This window comes from Lacrimispora sp. BS-2, assembly GCF_040207125.1.
Classification (GTDB): domain Bacteria; phylum Bacillota; class Clostridia; order Lachnospirales; family Lachnospiraceae; genus Lacrimispora.
On sequence record NZ_CP157940.1, the window covers coordinates 833,160 to 850,813 of the forward strand.

The following is a 17,654-nucleotide window of genomic DNA, read 5'->3' on the forward strand; positions in this document are numbered from 1 at the left end:
GATTTACATTGTTATCATTTTTACTTATACTTTTTCAGGTGATCCCGTTTCTTATTCAGACCCTGAAAAAGTCCGCAGAGCTGGATATGACTGACGAAATTGCACATGAGATAAATCTTTTCTGTGTGCAGGTCCGCAGGCTGGAGCTTAAGGACTTATCGGCCACGGAAGAGAAATTTAAGGAACCAGTGAATGAAACATTTTAATTGAAAGGAGGAGGATTAAGTGGAAAATTGTTATGTAGCGAGCATAACAGAGACACTTGAGAACTTTAACACGAACGAAAATACTGGATTATCAGATCAAGAGGTGGCAAACCGGCAAAGCAGCTATGGAAAAAACGAGTTTGCAAAGCAGGAAAAAACAAGTCTGATTAAAGAAATACTGCACCAGCTGAAAGACATTTCTACGATAATACTGCTTCTGGCTGCTTTGCTGTCTTTAGGCATGGCATTGAGGGAAGGCCATGGCTTCTTAGAGCCAGTAGTCATCGTGTCTATTGTTATCTTAAATCTGATACTGGCAATTACCCAGGAGCGGGGCGCTGAAAAAGCCCTGGAGGCATTGTCAAGCTTAAATTCTCCAAACTGTATTGTATTACGGGAAGGCGTACAAAAAGAGATGGATACCAGTGAATTGGTACCGGGTGATATCATTCTTCTTCATCTGGGAAGCATTGTTCCTGCCGACGCACGTCTGCTTTCCAGCACCAATTTACAGGTGGATGAGTCGGCACTCACAGGAGAGAGCGAGCCGTCGGAAAAAGATGCAAATATCCTGCTGCAGGGAAGTGTTCCCCTGGGAGATCAGCTTAACATGGTATTTTCCAGCTGTCATGTTACCTCCGGACATGGCACAGCCGTTGTTACTGCTACCGGAATGCAGACGGAGATGGGGAAGATTGCAGGATACTTAAATAATTCACAGAAAATTAAGACACCGTTACAGCAGCGTCTGGAGCGTGTTGCAAAGTCCATCAGCATGATCGCTGTTCTGGCAGCTGTATTGCTCTTAGCCATCGGTCTTTTACAGGGAGAGTCCATTTGGGTTATGGTTATGCTTGCGGCCACCCTGGCTGTAGCCGCTGTACCGGAAACTCTAAATTTAATTGTAACCTTATCCCTTTCCCAGGGCGTTAAAAATATGGTCAATAAAAATGCGCTGATCCGAAAGCTGTCTGCAGTAGAAACCCTTGGAAATACCTCGGTCATTTGCTCGGATAAGACCGGAACCCTGACGCAGAACCAAATGACCATTGAAAAGCTTTGGATTCCTGGAAATGAGCCGTTTGAAGGGGGAGGCGAATTTGCAGCAGGTCAGACAGAACTTCTGACGCTGTTTGCTCTTGCAAGTAATGCTTCTGTCCAGGAAGAAGAGGATGGTACCTTAACCATCATGGGAAATCCGACGGAGAAAGCCATCATGCGTCTTCTCCATGAAAAGGGATTATCCAAAGAACGCATTTCTGAGCAATACCGTATTGTAGGAGAAATCCCATTTTCTTCCGAGCGTAAGATGATGACCATTGTTTTGGAGACTTCTTCGGGAGAATATTTAATTATTACCAAAGGTGCTCTTGACCGGTTGCCTCTCAAGGCATTTGATGAGGAAAGGGAAAAAGAAGTTGACCGGGTTCATAAGTATTTTGCCGGGGAGGCACTTCGTGTCCTGTCCCTTGGAATCCGGTATATGAATGAGGTTCCTTCCATGGATAAGCCGGAGGAAATTGAACGGGATCTGGAGCTGTGCGGGCTTATTGGTTTAATTGATCCGGCTCGCCCGGAAGCAGCCCAAGCGGTAGAAAAAGCAAAGCTGGCAGGAATCCGTACCATCATGATCACCGGCGACCACGCGGCAACAGCCAGTGCGATCGCAAGAAATATTGGAATTCTTGGTGAAAATGAAAAGGTTCTCACCGGACAACAGCTGAAAACCATGTCAGATGAAGAGCTTTGCAGGAATATCCATCATTACTCTGTTTATGCCCGGGTATCCCCTGAGGATAAGATCCGCATTGTTGAGGCATGGCAGGAAAATGGAGAAGTTGTTTCCATGACCGGGGACGGTGTTAATGATACACCGGCACTAAAGGCAGCAGATGTGGGGATCTCCATGGGCCAAAGCGGGACTGAGGTGGCAAAAAGTGCGTCTGACATGGTTTTAACGGATGACAACTTTGCCACGATCATTGATGCGATATCAGAAGGAAGGAATGTTTTCTCGAATATCAGAAAGACTATTTACTTTCTTCTGGTATGCAATATTTCGGAAATTGTCATTATGCTGGTTGCCCAGTTAAAGGGCTGGGGTATTCCTGTAACACCGATCATGCTGCTGCTGGTCAATGTGCTGGGTGACGGCATTCCGGGACTTTGCTTGTCCAGGGAAACCTCGGATCCTCGCCTTATGGACCGGGAGCCTATACGCAGAGACGAAGGATTTTTAGGGGGAGGCCTTCTTACGGTAATTATACAGCAGACCATAGCATGTTCGGTTGTGGTTCTGATTGGATATTACATCAGTACGTTCCGGGCATTTCCAGGAATGCCGGGACCCTCTCCTGCAATCGGGCAGACCGTTGCCTTTCTGGTTTTGGGCTGGACCTCCATCCTTCATTTATTTACGGTCCGCAGCAGAAAGTCCATTTTCAAGCGGTCGATTATAGATAATCCGCCTGTAATATACAGTACCATTGCCATGATCGGATTATTCGGCCTTCTTGTGGCTTTCCCGCCCGTTGGAAAAATCTTTGGCCTGACTGCCATAGGAAGCTATCACTGGCTGCTTGCATTGGGCCTTTCCCTAATACCGACGGCAGTAGCTGAGATTGGAAAATTCATCGATAACCAGACAAACATTCGTGAAAATCGTAAATATCAGAATCGTTTGATCCGCCACCAGACAAGAAGGGATGATAGCTTTTAATATTTTTCTTCATATAGTCAATAAAGATTATAAGTAGTTAGTTAAGACCCTAAAATAGCAGGCAATGAAAAGCCACTGAGAAATCAGAGGTTCAGTAATTGTCTGCTATTTTTTCTCTGTCCGTAAATCTGGAATGAAAAAGAACTATAAAATCAATTGCCCAAATAAGCATTTAGAAGTATAATAATTTGAAGTGTTTTTTTATTCCTACTAAATTGATAGAAAATTAAAGAAAGAGGTAGAATCAATTGTTAAACCAGTTTTCAAGAACCCAGTTGTTGTTGGGTGAAGATGCCATGGAAAAATTGATGAGTGCAAAGGTTGCTGTTTTTGGCATCGGCGGTGTGGGCGGATATGTGGTAGAAGCTCTGGTAAGAAGCGGGGTCCGTTCCTTTGTGCTTGTTGATGATGATAAGGTTTGTCTTACCAATTTAAACAGGCAGATCATAGCCACCAGAAAAACGGTAGGCAAATATAAAGTTGAAGTAATGAAAGACAGAATATTGGAAATCAATCCTGATGCCCAGGTGGAAATGCACCAGTGCTTTTACCTGCCGGAAAATGCGGATGATTTTGACTTTAAAAATTATGATTATGTGGTGGATGCAGTAGATACCGTAACTGCAAAGCTTGAACTGATCATGCGGGCAAAAGAGGCAGGCGTGCCGGTCATCAGCTGTATGGGTGCAGGCAATAAGCTGGATCCTACAAAATTTCAGGTTGCGGATATTTATAAAACCACCATGTGCCCCCTTGCAAAGGTCATGCGCAGAGAACTTAAGAAAAGAGGCGTAAAGAAGCTTAAGGTGGTTTATTCCACAGAAAAGCCTACAAGGCCACTGGAAGATATGTCCATCAGCTGCAGGACAAACTGTATCTGCCCGCCGGGAGCCAAGCATAAGTGTACGGAGCGGAGAGATATTCCCGGCAGCGTAGCCTTTGTTCCTTCTGTGGCAGGGCTTATCATAGCAGGAGAAGTGATCAAGGATCTGTCTCTAAATGGAAGGATTGGGAGGTAATCACATGTTTGACGGCAATATGGCTCATGAGCAGGATCTGTCATTGGAGCAAATGAAGCAAATGAACCCGGAGGAATATGTGCTTGTAGACGTCAGAGACCAGACTGCGTATAACCATGGATTTATACCGGGAGCCATAAATATAGAAAAAGAGGCATTGTTAAACGGGGAGGCCTCCCTTCCCAGGGACAAAAAGATCATATTATACTGCTTAAAGGGGATCATCAGTGAAGAGGCTGCAGGTCATTTAAATGAAAAGGGATATGAAGCATATAATCTTCGCGGCGGCTATGGGGAATGGCTGCTTCGTGCCATGGAAAAAGAGGACAAGGGAAAAGAACGCCTGGAAGAGATAGAAAAGAGCATCCGAAAGAAATTCCATAAGGTGCTTTTCAGCAGATTTGCAAAGGCTGTCAATGAGTATGAGCTGGTAAAGGAAAACGACAGGATCGCCGTCTGTATTTCAGGGGGTAAGGATTCCATGCTCATGGCAAAGCTGTTTCAGGAGCTAAGACGGCACAATAAATTTCCTTTTGAGCTGGTCTTTCTTGTCATGGATCCAGGCTACAATGAGACCAACCGGCAGGTAATCGAAAGCAATGCAAAGCTTTTGGATATTCCCATCACCGTATTTGAAACCCAGATTTTTGACGCAGTTTATGACGTGGAGAAATCCCCGTGCTATTTGTGCGCCAGAATGAGGCGGGGATATTTGTACAGCAAGGCAAAGGAACTGGGATGTAATAAGATCGCCCTGGGACATCACTATGACGATGTCATTGAGACAATTCTCATGGGAATGATGTATGGAGCCCAGATCCAGACCATGATGCCCAAGCTGCACAGCACGAATTTTGAAGGAATGGAACTCATCCGTCCCATGTATCTCATACGGGAGGAAGACATTAAGGGCTGGAGAGATTACAATGATCTGCACTTCATTCAATGCGCATGCCGGTTTACGGATACCTGTACGACCTGCAGGACCGATGGCAGCACCGGATCAAAGAGAATGGAGATAAAGGACCTGATCAGGCAGTTAAAGGAAGTCAACCCGTATATTGAAAGCAATATTTTTAAGAGTGTGGAAAATGTAAATTTAAATACCATCATTGCTTACAAAGAAAATGGAACCGTGCATCATTTCCTGGACGGTTATGATTTGGATACAAAATAATGAATCTGGAGGCGGTGTCTTATGAAGATTTCAACAAAAGGCCGCTATGCGGTCAGGCTCATGATAGACCTGGCTGAACATAACCATGGAGAATATATTCCTCTCATGGATATTGCAAAGAGACAGGAGATATCGGAAAAATACTTAGAATCCATTGTTTCGGTTCTGAGTAAGAGCAATCTGCTCATTTCCCTGAGAGGAAAAGGCGGCGGTTATAAGCTGGCGAAAAAACCGGAGGATTATACCGTAGGCAGTATATTAAGGCTTACGGAAGGATCTCTTGCTCCGGTTTCCTGTCTGGAAGGGGAGGTAAATGACTGCGCAAGGGCCTGTCATTGCCGGACCCTTCCCATGTGGGAGGGTTTCAATAAGCTGATTAATGATTATTTTGACGGAATCACCATTGCTGATCTGGTTTCCGGCGGTGATTATTCAGACGATTACATGATATAAAATCAACCTGAGGAGACTTCCAGAAAATTCCCAATTATTTCCACTGGAAAAATGGAAACAAGAGTGTTATCATATATTTGTAACATAAATGTAACACAAATGTAACAATTTCAAAGGAGGCAAATGAATTGAGAAAACTAACAGCACTTGGAATGATTACACTTACTTTAACGAGTATGATACCATTGACAGCGAATGCGGCGGTGGCAAGACCTTACAGCCAATGCAACAATGGAAGAAATGTGATAACAGTGAGCAGGAACTGTAATTTAGATGATTTAAAGGCTAGATTACAGCGATCAGGGGTTGATTGTAATAACATTGACTGGTCTAAGCTCATCAATAACGGATATGCAGGCAAGAATTGTAATAATGGCAATAATGGTAACACTGGTAATACAGGAAATACAGAAAATACAGGTAATACAGGAAATACAGAAAATACAGGTAATACAGGTAATACAGGCAACACTGGAAATACCGGAAACAACGGCGATACAAATACAGATACCACACCAGATGAGTCAACAGACAATACAGCCAATAAGTCTTATACCCAGCAGGTAGTTGACCTTGTAAATGCTGAAAGAGCAAAAGAAGGACTTGCACCTCTTACCATTGATCCTAATGTGGAGAAGGCTGCAACTGTAAGAGCCAAAGAAATACAATCAAATTTTGACCATACACGTCCAAACGGAAGCTCATTCTCAACTGCTTTAAAGGAGCAGGGTGTGAATTACCGCGGAGCAGGCGAGAATATTGCATGGGGACAGAAAACTCCTCAGGAGGTGGTGAATGCCTGGATGAACAGCGCAGGCCACCGTGCAAACATCATGAATAAGAGCTATACACATATCGGTGTAGGCAATACTCAGAACGGTTCCGGAACACAGTACTGGGTACAGTTATTTACATATTAACAGTAGGAATGCCTTGTAAATCAAGATAAAATAAGGGTTTATCAGGATTCTATTAATGAAAGAGATTGGCGGCGGCCTCCATTTGACAACCCTTTTTGGGAAGTTGTCAAACGGAGGCCGCCTTTTTGAATAGGCTCAGATAATTATTAGAGCCTTTTATAGCAGTAAAGTTATTAAATTTTGTATTAACAGCATCTGCCGTTATTATCTACAGCTATTGCGGAAAGTCTTGCGTTGGTAATAGTAACAGAAGCATCAGTTGTAGCTGTAGTTGCTACTATTGAATAGGTGCAGCATTCATCAGGGCAAATGTCACAATCACAAACAAAGAAAGAAAATGTTGAAGTACCAGAAAATCCAGGTGTTGCAGGTGGAAGTATTAGGTTTGTAAATGGAACTGAAAAAGCCAACTGTGGCCCTACTGGTATTGGGTTGCGCTGATTGTCGCAAAGTTTAAATACCTGAAAGTTTACAACTGTGCTATCAATAGTGGTAGGACTTGAATAAGCTAAAGTGCTTGTAAATTCAAGCTTTACGCATGGATCACATAAGCAGGAAGTATTTAAAGAGAGAGTACTGACGGTAAAAGCAGTGCCAGCCAAAGTACTTGGAGTTATTGATATTGCACTGCCGGATGTTCCGCATTTTAAAATAGTCTTATTATCTTTACAGCTAAGTTTATTACATGGGCAACAGTCATCATCATATTTCGGATTATCTGCAACAATTGCGGCCAGCCTTGCTGCAAAAATGCCAACATTACCATTAACAGGATCAGATCCACCAGCTGAAACAACAACACTATAGGTGCAGCATTCATTTGAACATAAATTACAATCACAAACAAAAAATGTAAATACATTAGCAAAAACAGCTTGTATCGATTGTGTAAAATAGAACTGTGGACCAATAGGGATTGGCAGCTGATCATTACAAGATTTATATAATTGAAAATTTAAAGTTCCTTGAAAAAGCGTTCCAATTATATTAGATGTAAATTCGAATATTATACATGGGTGACTAAATTCAGAGGTATCCAGGGTGATAGTAGCGGCAGGTACAGATGTTCCTATACTCGTACCATTAAATAACAATGCTTGACTAACTTCGCCGCATTTTAGTATTTGTCCGCATGAGTCACTGCTCTTATTACTGCTTTCATAATCATCCATAAAATTAGCGTTTGATGATAAATTCATATTATTTACTCCTTCACATTGAGCGTTTAAAAAATTCTACTTAAAGTACTATGTACTTATAAAGAACAGGTTAATGGAGTAAGCTGTTTATTCATTTATTTAATATAGAATATGAGATTAATGAATAGAGGTGATTATTTCTTTAGACATTTACAAGTTTGAGAAAGTTTTTCTGTAAAACGGAGTTTTATAGGGCCTTCTATGATAAAATAATTGCTTTAGCTGTCCTTAGTGTGCTTTGCATTGCACCTACACATCTTATCTGCCTGTCCCATATAATATAGTGTAGTACGACAAGAGAAGGGGCAAAGTATATGAGTAGTAATACTTTTAAATGGAGATGCGAATGTTCTAAGTGGTGTGAACCCAAACGTGAATGTGAATGCTATCGCGAGTGTGATCGTGGTAAGGACTGCGAATGGTTCAGAAAAGCATTAAAAGAAGTTTACTGGAGAGGCTTTAAAGACGGTTGCAGAAAATGCAGACGGAAAGAAAATGAATATGACGAATGTGAAAAGTATGAAAAGCATGAAGAATATGAAGAATATGAAGAATATGAAGAGTATGAAAGATAGTCTATAACAAGAGCGGGCTTCGGTATCCCGGGCCCGCCTATAAAAAATACTTTACAATCTGTCAGTTGCATAGGTGTTTTAATCCTTCTGGCATTGGCATTATCATATCTGAATATCGGACAACTTCTGGATGTAATATTGAGTATTAATAATAAACCACATTTGGGCATCAAATCTCATAATGGTCCAGATCGATAAGCCCTGGAGATCATATTCTGCTACCAGTGCAGCCCTTGCGTCAAAGCTTCTTGCATCTTTAAACCATACTAAATGCAAAATCCCATCACTGCCCACATAGTAGAAATAAGATGACTGTGCTGCTTCATTAAATTGTATTGGTATACCGTTTGCCGATGCAATTTCAACCGCATTATTAAAGTTTATCGCGGTAGCTTCTGTGGCCCCGGGAACATAGGGAAGTGTCCAATCATAGCCCAGAGTGGTGATTCCTAGAAGAACTTTTTCAGGTGGAATAATACTAACCCCGTAACCTAATAATTCTCTTAAGACATTAACCGGAAAGATTGAGCTGGGATAGCTGTAATACCTTGCCCATTCATAAGAAGAAAATGTGATTCCATCCACAAGTTCAGATAATTTTGAATAGTCTATTTTTTCAAAACTTACGTTAGGGGTATCAATATACATAACTGGTGTTATGGTAATTACTATCCTGTAACCTTCTGAATGAAATATCGCAGAGGCTTTTTTAAAATATTCTGCAATGCTATCTATGTTGTCATAGGTGATGTTTTCAACATATATGTTTATACCATAAAAGCCTTTCATTTTCAGGGTGTGAAGAGCATTATCAATAAGGAGATCCTGCACAGAAGGATTATTTAAAATATTATAGGCCACTTCACGGCTGACTATTCCTTCTTCCGTAATAGTTGAAACAAACATCATGGGTGCTACACCATAAATTTTAGCCAGATTGACAAGTTCCGTGTCATCGGCACTGGAGACAATTTCCCCTTCACTTGTCGCTCTATAATTGAATATGTCCAGATAAGATAAAAATGGAAGCGTTTTTATTAAAACAGATTTATCTATATATGGAAAGGCATAACCACTGGTGGCAATTGTTCTTGTTTTATTCGTTTGATAGCTTATGACTATGGTTTCACCGGCGTACATAAATTCTCTATCGGAAAGATAGGGGTTATTTCTTAATAATTCCATTGGCGTAGTACCATGCTGCTCTGCAATACTCCCCAAAGTGTCACCAGCCTGGACCGTATAGAGTGTTTCCGGCTGTACAATCACAATAGTTTGGCCTATTGCTAAATTGCCAGGGTTTATAATTCCGTTTTCCAATATTAATCTGTTAACAGGGATTTTGTAATAATCTGATATTGAATTTATGGTTTCACCGGGTTGGACAACGTGTATGATCATGGATTCCCTCAAATGATCTTATTAATACTATTATATGCTAATCTTACATGTTCATAACATCATAGTATAATAATATGTATCTCAATAATTTTACGCAATAACTGGCTTAGGCAGCTGCAATAGATAGTCAATGATAAAGACGGGTATCCGGAAAATTCCGGACCGCCCTTAATGATAAATATTTAACCGAATGAAAAAATCCAAATTTCTTGCGATGAATGATAAGGGATTTGGATTTTTTATGTGCAAAGATTTTCAGGTTGAACTTTGTAAGAGAAATAGTTATACTTAATTTATGCGGGGCCAGCCAGCATGTAATACAGCAATGAGCCATGCAGGAAAGGGTATGTTTAACCGAAGCGATCAGGAAGATGAGATTACGAAGACCACGAAAATGCATGTCGATTCAGAATGTGACTATTGTCACATTTATCTGTCTGTTCCTCTTGTCCATTGTAACCATTGAAAGACTTGTGCTGAACAATTGGCAATCCTCTATAATCAGAGAGACTGCCGGGATGTCTGAAAAGATGAACCATGATACCATAGAAAAGGTGAATTTATTTTTCAGAGTTCCAGTTACGGCAAATGAACTAGGGAAAAAACTGATTGAAAATAACACCATTAATTTTACTGATGAAAAGAGCCGCAACTCTTTTTTTCTTGGCATATTAAACTCTTATGAGAAAGAGATTTATAGTTTTGCTTATGCATCGGTTGATGGAGAATACTATGGTGCTCTCAGAAATAAAAAAGGGGAACTTGAACTGATAAAGAACACAGGCGCCTTTGATCCAAGGCAGCAGGAATGGTATCAGGCGGCTGAAAAAGAGGGGGAACCTGTCTTTTCGCCTGTATACAAAGACTTCATCGTAAATGACCTGGCAGTATCTGTTTCATGCCCTGTATATGATGAAGAAGGAAAGCTTAAGGGCGTTTTAGGATCCCATATACTTCTTTCCGATATGGGTGATTATCTGAAAAACGAGACCGCTGGTTCGGGCGGCTATGTATCTGTTATAGAGGAGGATACCCGGTATTTAATTGCAAATTCCATGGGAGAAAATAATTATTCCATAACTGGTGACGGGTCACTGAAAAGAAGTACCATCGATGACCTTTCCCTTCCGGCCGTAAAGAACAGTTATGAGAAATATCTTAAATCCCATGAGGCAGAATTCTCATTGAAGATGGGAGATGTGGACTGGTATGGGAACGTACAGGAATACCGGGAAACAGGTCTAGACTGGATCATTATTTCTGTGATTCCGGGAAGACTTCTGACTGCGGAACTGAACCGGAATATCGGGGTTTCAGCGGAGCTGGCTTTTATTGCCGGCCTTCTTTCCATAGGTATTTTTTCCCTTATCATCCAAAGGCTCTATAAGCCCATCAATGGCCTGCTGACCATTGCGGAGAATATTTCTGCGGGAAATTTAGAGCAAAGGGTAAAGATCGTAAGGAATGACGAAATCGGAAGGATATCCCATGTATTTAACCGTCTGGCGGATAATCTGCTGGATATGGTCAAGCATCTGGAAAGTATTGTTGAAATGCGGACCATGGAGTTAAATAAGGCAAATGAAATTTTAAAGGAGAATCAGTCCCAGCTTCATCTCATACTGGATACGGCGGCGGAAGCCATATTTGGCACGGATTTAAACGGCAGATGTACATTCTGCAACAAAAGCTGTCTTCGTCTTCTGGGATATACAGAGCCTGAGGAATTGCTGGGAATCGATATGTGGTCTGCTTTAGGCTGCAAAGGGCAGGCTGAGGGGACAAGCTTGAATGGAAAGCAGTTTTTTGCCGATTTTCTCAGTCCGGATAAGGCTGGAGTGGAAAAGACCGGCTTGCTGAAACGGGCCGACGGAACATGCTTTGATGCGGAATACCGCGCCCTGCCCCAATTAAGGGAGGGGAGGCATGTTGGATATGTCATAACCTTTGCGGATATTACCGAACGAAAGAAGGGGGAGGAAAAGATCCGCTTTTTGAGCTATCATGATCCTCTGACCGGACTGGTAAACCGAAGATGTTTTGAGAAGGAGATGAAGCAGGCGGATACCCAGCAGAACCATCCGGTTTCCCTGATATTTCTCGATTTAAACGGATTAAAGCTCATCAATGATACCTTTGGGCATACGGACGGGGATGAATTCATTGTTAAAGTCGCTCAGGTCTTAAAAAATAACTGCCGGGAAAGGGATGTTGCCGCACGGATCGGCGGAGATGAATTTACGGTTTTGCTTCCGCGCACTTCCAGGGAAGAGGCAGAGACCATCGCTGCAAGGATAAAAGATCAGGTTGCCGGGGAAAAGGTCAACATGGTATCATGCAGCGTTGCAGTGGGAATTGCTGCAAAGGTCAGGCACTGGCAGAAGATTGAACAGATACTGGAGGCAGCAGAGAACGAGATGTATAAGGAAAAGAGCATTTCTTCCATAAACTTTGGAATTCATGCGATTAATGGCATCATCACCTCTCTTCATATGAAAAGCCCCTGGGAGAAAAAACACTCGGAAGAAGTCAGTAAGCTGTGCGAAAAGATCGGTACAGCCATGGGGCTTCCTGAAACAGATATCAAGAAGCTGCGGGATGGGGCATATCTTCACGACATCGGCAAGATAACCCTAAGCGAGTCGATTCTTGAGAAAACTCCGGAGCAGCTGAATGAAGTTGAAAATGAGATGATAAGGCAGCATCCTGCCATCGGATACCGCATCCTGAATCTGTCCCAGGAAACCCTGGACCTTGCCAACGGGGTGTACGGGCACCACGAATGCTGGGATGGTTCCGGGTATCCTAAGGGCTTAAAAGGGGAGGAAATCCCGCTTAATTCACGTATTTTAGCTGTTGCAGAAGTGTATGAGCGGATCTTAAACCGGGAAAAGGACCGGAGAGTGGGAAAGAAAAAGGCGCTGCAGGCCATTTCAATGGGTTCCGGACAGAAATATGATCCAGCTATTGCTGAGTTATTCATCCGTATCATGAAGGATAGAAGGTAATGCCGCTTTGGGAAAACAGAACACAGAGCAGACTGCCGATGTGTTTAAAAAGATCGTAGAACAGACTGATTCCGTTAATACGCTGGTGTCAAAGATATCCGAATCATTGAAGAGCCAGGCAAACAGTGTCTCTGAACTGGGAGATGGAATGCAGAAGATTTCCATGGTAACCCAGGTTAACGCAGTCAGTCTGATGTTACAATGATAAACATACTTTAAGGGACAAATGCTTTCAGATGGAAAGAAAGGGGATAGAGGTATCCAGATAAAAAGAAGTTAATAAAAAAAGATTGACAAATAGTCAAGATGACAGTATATTAAACATATAGGTTTAGTATGAATAAGGAGAAACAGAAAAAATGAAAACGAGCTGCAAGAGAAACATGAATCATATGATGAAATGTTGTTGCTGTAGATGCTTCCATGAAACAGATACAGTTTATTTGTGTGCGCGTCTTGGCTTCTGATTTCCAATTGTTATCTTGTGACACTGAGAAAATAAATGGAAGGGAGCAGGTATATGCGTATACCTGCTCCTTTCCATTTATTAATAGAAAAGGGAGGAAGGTAATTGATGAACCATATAAGAAAGAAGGAGGGGGAAAAGAAAAATCATGGATTTTGAGTTTATCCGTGCCTATACGCCACTGTATGCAGAGGCGGCGGGTCTGACACTTCGAATATCTTTTCTGGGAATCCTGCTGTCAGCAGCCATTGGACTTTTGTGCAGCCTGGTCAAAATTTTTAAGATACCAGTGTTAAGGAGTATTGTGAATGGCTATATTGAGGTATCCAGGAATACGCCTCTTTTGATCCAGTTGTTCTTTTTATACTTCGGACTCCCTAAAATCGGTGTTGTTTTAAGCTCTGAAAGCTGCGCCGTAACAGGGCTGGCATTTTTAGGAGGAAGCTACATGGCGGAAGCGTTCCGCACGGGAATTGAACAGGTACCGGTCATCCAGTCAGAATCGGGTCTAAGCCTGGGTCTTACAAAATGGCAGGTATTCCGGTATATCATCCTTCCTCAGGCGGTCACCACCTCGGTTCCTGTATTTTGTGCCAATATCATATTTCTAATAAAAGAAACATCGGTGTTCAGTGCGGTGGCCCTGGCTGACTTAATGTTTGTGGCAAAGGATCTGATAGGAATCTATTATAAAACAGATGAGGCCCTCCTGATGCTGGTGGCGGCATACTTAATCATTCTGCTGCCAATATCCTTACTCTGTTCCTGGATAGAAAGGAGGGTCCGCTATGCAGAATTTGGGAATTAGGATACTGTTTGAGGGAAATAATTTTTTACGGCTATTTGGCGGACTCCTGGTATCTCTCAGGATTGCGGTCATATCCATGGTTTTATCCGTGGTACTTGGAATACTCCTTGGAATGGTGATGACCAGCAAAAAAAGGCCGGTTAAGTTTTTTACAAGGTTTTATCTGGAGACGGTCCGGATCATGCCTCAGCTGGTTCTTTTGTTTCTTGTTTATTTTGGGGCTGCAAAGCATTTGAACGTGAATTTCTCCGGGCAAATGGCTGCGGTCATTGTATTCACCTTTTGGGGGACGGCTGAAATGGGGGATTTGGTCCGAAGCGCTCTGGAATCCATTCCGGTCCACCAGTATCAGAGCGGCTTTGGCCTTGGCATGACGGAGCTTCAAGTCTACCGGTACATTGTGATTCCCCAGACCATAAGGAGGCTTCTGCCGTCAGTTATGAATCTTTTGACGAGAATGATCAAGACCACGTCTCTTGTTGTATTGATCGGCGTGATTGAGGTGGTCAAGGTTGGAAAACAGATCATTGATGCTTCCAGGTACACGGTCCCTGATGCGGCCCTCTGGATATATGGAGTGATTTTCATCCTGTACTTTGTAATCTGTTACCCGTTTTCCAGGGCAGCTGCCCTGCTAGATAAAAAATTAAAGGATTGATAAAAATGAGTCAGGAAATGATATTAAAGACAGAGAATCTTAGGAAGTCCTATGAAAACGGGCAGCCGGTTTTAAAGGATATTTCATTTACCTTGGAAAAAGGAGAGGTAGTCGTGGTGGTAGGACCTTCCGGCTGCGGTAAGAGCACCTTTTTGCGATGTCTCAACATGCTGGAGCCCATTGATTCCGGTACGATTCAGTTTAAGGACCGGATCATTGACAGGAGCAAGCGGGATGTTTATGAAATAAGACAGAAGATCGGCATGGTATTCCAGAGCTACGATCTATTCCCCCATAAGACCATTCTGGGGAATATTCTTCTGGCCCCTTTAAAGGTGCAGAAAAGAGATAAAAAAGAGGTGGAAAAGGAAGCGGAGCAGCTTCTGGCCCGGGTAGGGCTTCTGGACAAAAAGGATTCTTACCCAAGGCAGCTGTCCGGCGGACAGAAGCAAAGAGTGGCCATTGTAAGGGCGCTTATCATGCATCCGGAAATCCTTCTCTTAGATGAGATTACGGCAGCCCTGGACCCGGAGATGGTGCGGGAGGTTTTACAGGTGGTGCTGGAGCTGGCAAAGGACGGAATGACCATGGTCATCGTCACCCATGAAATGGAATTTGCCAGGGCAGTGGCTGACCGTGTCCTGTTCATGGATCAGGGCGTGGTAGTGGAAGAGAGCCTGCCGGGAGAGTTTTTCACCTCTCCGCGGACAGAGCGGGCAAAGCAGTTTTTAAATACGTTTCATTATGAAGCGTTATAAAATAAAAAATTAAAAGGAGGATGTAATTATGAAAAAGAAATTACTGGGTGCATTATTAGGAATTACCATGGCGGCAGGTATTTTGGCAGGCTGCGGCCAGGCAAAGGACAATGGAGGAAACACAGGAGGAGCAGTTGCAAAGGCAAGAACCTTATCTGAAATCAAGGATGCCGGAACCATTAAGATTGGCGTATTCAGTGATAAGAATCCATTTGGATATGTGGATTCCAACGGAAAAATCCAGGGCTATGATGTGTATTTTGCAAAGCGCCTGGCAAAGGATTTATTTGGAAGTGAGGATAAGGTTGAATTTGTATACGTAGAGGCTGCCAGCCGGGTGGAATATTTAAAGTCAGCAAAGGTGGATGTGATTCTTGCTAATTTTACTGTTACAGATGAGAGAAAGGAACAGGTGGATTTTGCACTTCCTTACATGAAGGTGGCTCTTGGAGTGGTATCCCCTGATGCTGCTTTGATTACTGATGTGGCACAGTTAAAGGATAAGACCCTGATTGTGGTAAAGGGTACTACGGCGGAAACTTATTTTTCAGAAAACCATCAGTCAGTCAAGCTGTTAAAGTTTGATGAGTATCAGGAAGCCTATGACGCACTTCTGGACGGAAGAGGAGATGCTTTCTCCACCGATAACACAGAGGTTCTTGCCTGGGCCATTCAGAACAAGGGATTTGCCGTAGGAATCGAATCCATCGGAAATCTGGATACCATTGCTCCGGCTGTTCAGAAAGGAAACAAAGAGCTTTTAGACTGGATCAACAGTGAGATCGAGACTCTTGGCAAGGAAGAGTTTTTCCACAAGGATTTTGAGGAAACCTTAAAGCCTGTGTATGGAGATGAAATTGATCCGGAAAATCTGGTGGTGGAAGGCGGTCAGGTTTAGGAAACAGGATCTGAGAAAAAACATCAACAGCTGTCTTGAAATGACTTAATGAGAAAAAAAACCGGCAGGGCGTATTGACGTCCTGCCTTTTTCATTCCATAATAAATAGCAATATTATATAACAGTGTTATAAAAGGGGAAAGAATGAGTGTTCAAATAAATGATACACGTCTGGCTATTTGGGTGGCAGGAAAACATGGCTGGAGCGTCTAAGGGGAAAATGGAGGAGGTATATTAAATGAAATCGGAATTAAATTCTCAAACAGTACAAAACACCATGCTTTTACCGTTGTGGGGCCGTGCCACGGCCAGTGCGAAAAACCTTGAGATATTAAATGATAAGGAAGCCATAGAAATCATCAAAAACTGCGATTATGATTTCAGTACCGTTGCAAAGACCTTCGGTGAATTCGGCGGAATCTGTTATATCGTCCGTGCCAGGAAAATTGATGATACAATCCGTAAATTCATCCGAAAACATCCCCGTGCTTCTATTGTAAATATCGGGGCAGGGCTGGATACTACCTTTTCCAGGGTGGATAACGGAAGTATCAACTGGTATAATCTTGACCTGCCTGATGCCATTGCTTTCCGGCAGAAATTCCTTCCGGATTCTCCCCGTAACACAAGCATTGCCAAATCCCTGTTTGACACTTCCTGGTTTGATGATGTTATTTTTAACCGCGGGGACGGTATTTTATTTGTGTCGGCCGGAGTTTTTTATTATTTCAGGGAAGAGCAGCTAAAAGCCATCTTTGAAGCGATGGCTCACCGTTTTCCCGGAGGAGAAATTTATTTTGATGCGGAATCAAGGCAGGCGGTTAAGAAGTCAAACCGTATGGTTGAAAAAACCGGGAATAAAGGCGCCATGATGTATTTTTACGTCAATGATTTAAAAGATCTGGAAAACTGGTCCCCGGTTATCCGGGCCGTTGCCTGTGAAAAATACTTTAAGGGCATACCGGTTAACAGGCAGTGGAGCTTTGGTATCCGCTTTATGATGAAAATCATGGACCGGATAAATATGATGAAATTCATACACCTGCGTTTTTCGGAATAATTAATCATAGCCCTAAAACGGATAGGAGGAGCTGCTTGCTTTAACCGGAATGCCGAAATTCATGAAGAGCTGATACCTATTATCAAGGAACTATGTGACGATCCTGTATTGACTCTGTTTAAAGGAAACGGAATCAAGGATCTGGATTTTGAATATGCAGTTAAAGAAATTTAAAGATGTTTATCAGGTATTACCGAAATAACTTTTTCATTTTCAGGCCGCCATTTTTTGGCGGCCTGATTGTTTTGCAACAAGATGCCTTGAAAATTGTAAAATATGTACATGTATATTGGGTATTGCAATAAAAAATAGTGCAAAAGTTCAGGATG

General features: G+C 42.5%; 15 protein-coding genes. 13 read left to right on the top strand and 2 right to left on the bottom strand.

The window, feature by feature from the left end; all coding sequences use genetic code 11:
* Positions 1-225 precede the first annotated feature (225 nt).
* From ABFV83_RS04025 to ABFV83_RS04045, 5 genes are all read left to right on the top strand, one after another.
* On the top strand, positions 226-2,925 hold the full coding sequence (locus ABFV83_RS04025; protein WP_349947657.1) for a cation-translocating P-type ATPase: 2,700 nt from the start codon (positions 226-228) through the stop codon (positions 2,923-2,925).
* Positions 2,926-3,173: 248 nt separating this feature from the next.
* A complete protein-coding gene (locus ABFV83_RS04030) occupies positions 3,174-3,944 on the top strand; it encodes a ThiF family adenylyltransferase (RefSeq protein WP_054738491.1) in 771 nt (256 codons plus the stop codon).
* A gap of 4 nt (positions 3,945-3,948) precedes the next feature.
* Complete coding sequence (locus tag ABFV83_RS04035) at positions 3,949-5,121, top strand: rhodanese-like domain-containing protein (protein WP_349947658.1); 1,173 nt, start codon at positions 3,949-3,951, stop codon at positions 5,119-5,121.
* Between the two features lie 21 nt (positions 5,122-5,142).
* Positions 5,143-5,574, top strand: a complete 432-nt coding sequence (locus ABFV83_RS04040; RefSeq protein WP_349947659.1) for an RrF2 family transcriptional regulator — start codon at positions 5,143-5,145, stop codon at positions 5,572-5,574.
* Between the two features lie 128 nt (positions 5,575-5,702).
* A complete protein-coding gene (locus tag ABFV83_RS04045) occupies positions 5,703-6,494 on the top strand; it encodes a CAP domain-containing protein (protein ID WP_349947660.1) in 792 nt (263 codons plus the stop codon).
* A 185-nt stretch (positions 6,495-6,679) separates the two neighbouring features.
* Here the strand turns inward: ABFV83_RS04045 and ABFV83_RS04050 are convergent, their stop codons facing one another.
* The gene (locus ABFV83_RS04050) at positions 6,680-7,693 is read right to left on the bottom strand and encodes a DUF4489 domain-containing protein (protein WP_349947661.1); all 1,014 of its coding nucleotides are present in this window, start codon (positions 7,691-7,693) and stop codon (positions 6,680-6,682) included.
* A gap of 314 nt (positions 7,694-8,007) precedes the next feature.
* On the opposite strand from ABFV83_RS04050, the gene ABFV83_RS04055 reads away from it, so the two are divergent.
* Positions 8,008-8,268 (top strand): hypothetical protein, encoded by a 261-nt coding sequence (locus ABFV83_RS04055; protein WP_349947662.1) that lies wholly within the window; start codon positions 8,008-8,010, stop codon positions 8,266-8,268.
* 102 nt (positions 8,269-8,370) lie between these two features.
* On the opposite strand, the gene ABFV83_RS04060 is transcribed toward ABFV83_RS04055, so the two are convergent.
* A complete protein-coding gene (locus tag ABFV83_RS04060) occupies positions 8,371-9,669 on the bottom strand; it encodes a LysM peptidoglycan-binding domain-containing protein (RefSeq protein ID WP_349947663.1) in 1,299 nt (432 codons plus the stop codon).
* 371 nt (positions 9,670-10,040) lie between these two features.
* Between ABFV83_RS04060 and ABFV83_RS04065 the strand changes: the two genes are divergently transcribed.
* From ABFV83_RS04065 to ABFV83_RS04095, 7 genes are all read left to right on the top strand, one after another.
* Positions 10,041-12,677: a diguanylate cyclase gene (locus ABFV83_RS04065; protein ID WP_349947664.1), complete on the top strand. Its 2,637-nt coding sequence runs from the start codon at positions 10,041-10,043 to the stop codon at positions 12,675-12,677.
* A gap of 7 nt (positions 12,678-12,684) precedes the next feature.
* Positions 12,685-12,882 carry a hypothetical protein gene (locus ABFV83_RS04070; protein ID WP_349947665.1) on the top strand — a complete coding sequence of 66 codons (198 nt, stop codon included), beginning with the start codon at positions 12,685-12,687 and terminating at the stop codon, positions 12,880-12,882.
* Positions 12,883-13,291: 409 nt separating this feature from the next.
* Positions 13,292-13,951 (top strand): amino acid ABC transporter permease, encoded by a 660-nt coding sequence (locus ABFV83_RS04075; protein ID WP_349947666.1) that lies wholly within the window; start codon positions 13,292-13,294, stop codon positions 13,949-13,951.
* Positions 13,932-14,609 (top strand): amino acid ABC transporter permease, encoded by a 678-nt coding sequence (locus ABFV83_RS04080; RefSeq protein WP_349947667.1) that lies wholly within the window; start codon positions 13,932-13,934, stop codon positions 14,607-14,609. The genes ABFV83_RS04075 and ABFV83_RS04080 overlap by 20 nt, the downstream gene beginning before the upstream one ends.
* Positions 14,610-14,614: 5 nt before the next feature.
* The gene (locus tag ABFV83_RS04085; protein ID WP_349947668.1) at positions 14,615-15,367 is read left to right on the top strand and encodes an amino acid ABC transporter ATP-binding protein; all 753 of its coding nucleotides are present in this window, start codon (positions 14,615-14,617) and stop codon (positions 15,365-15,367) included.
* A gap of 28 nt (positions 15,368-15,395) precedes the next feature.
* Positions 15,396-16,265, top strand: a complete 870-nt coding sequence (locus ABFV83_RS04090; RefSeq protein WP_349947669.1) for a cysteine ABC transporter substrate-binding protein — start codon at positions 15,396-15,398, stop codon at positions 16,263-16,265.
* A 238-nt stretch (positions 16,266-16,503) separates the two neighbouring features.
* On the top strand, positions 16,504-17,325 hold the full coding sequence (locus ABFV83_RS04095) for a class I SAM-dependent methyltransferase (protein ID WP_349947670.1): 822 nt from the start codon (positions 16,504-16,506) through the stop codon (positions 17,323-17,325).
* Positions 17,326-17,654 lie beyond the last annotated feature (329 nt).

Bases quoted from the DNA above. Each gene is read 5' to 3' on its own strand.
- ABFV83_RS04035 (WP_349947658.1), top strand. From the start codon at position 3,949: ATGTTTGACGGCAATATGGCTCATGAGCAGGATCTGTCATTGGAGCAA.
- ABFV83_RS04040 (WP_349947659.1), top strand. From the start codon at position 5,143: ATGAAGATTTCAACAAAAGGCCGCTATGCGGTCAGGCTCATGATAGAC.
- ABFV83_RS04050 (WP_349947661.1), bottom strand. From the start codon at position 7,693: ATGAATTTATCATCAAACGCTAATTTTATGGATGATTATGAAAGCAGT.
- ABFV83_RS04055 (WP_349947662.1), top strand. From the start codon at position 8,008: ATGAGTAGTAATACTTTTAAATGGAGATGCGAATGTTCTAAGTGGTGT.
- ABFV83_RS04060 (WP_349947663.1), bottom strand. From the start codon at position 9,669: ATGATCATACACGTTGTCCAACCCGGTGAAACCATAAATTCAATATCA.
- ABFV83_RS04065 (WP_349947664.1), top strand. From the start codon at position 10,041: ATGAGATTACGAAGACCACGAAAATGCATGTCGATTCAGAATGTGACT.
- ABFV83_RS04075 (WP_349947666.1), top strand. From the start codon at position 13,292: ATGGATTTTGAGTTTATCCGTGCCTATACGCCACTGTATGCAGAGGCG.
- ABFV83_RS04080 (WP_349947667.1), top strand. From the start codon at position 13,932: ATGCAGAATTTGGGAATTAGGATACTGTTTGAGGGAAATAATTTTTTA.
- ABFV83_RS04085 (WP_349947668.1), top strand. From the start codon at position 14,615: ATGAGTCAGGAAATGATATTAAAGACAGAGAATCTTAGGAAGTCCTAT.
- ABFV83_RS04090 (WP_349947669.1), top strand. From the start codon at position 15,396: ATGAAAAAGAAATTACTGGGTGCATTATTAGGAATTACCATGGCGGCA.
- ABFV83_RS04095 (WP_349947670.1), top strand. From the start codon at position 16,504: ATGAAATCGGAATTAAATTCTCAAACAGTACAAAACACCATGCTTTTA.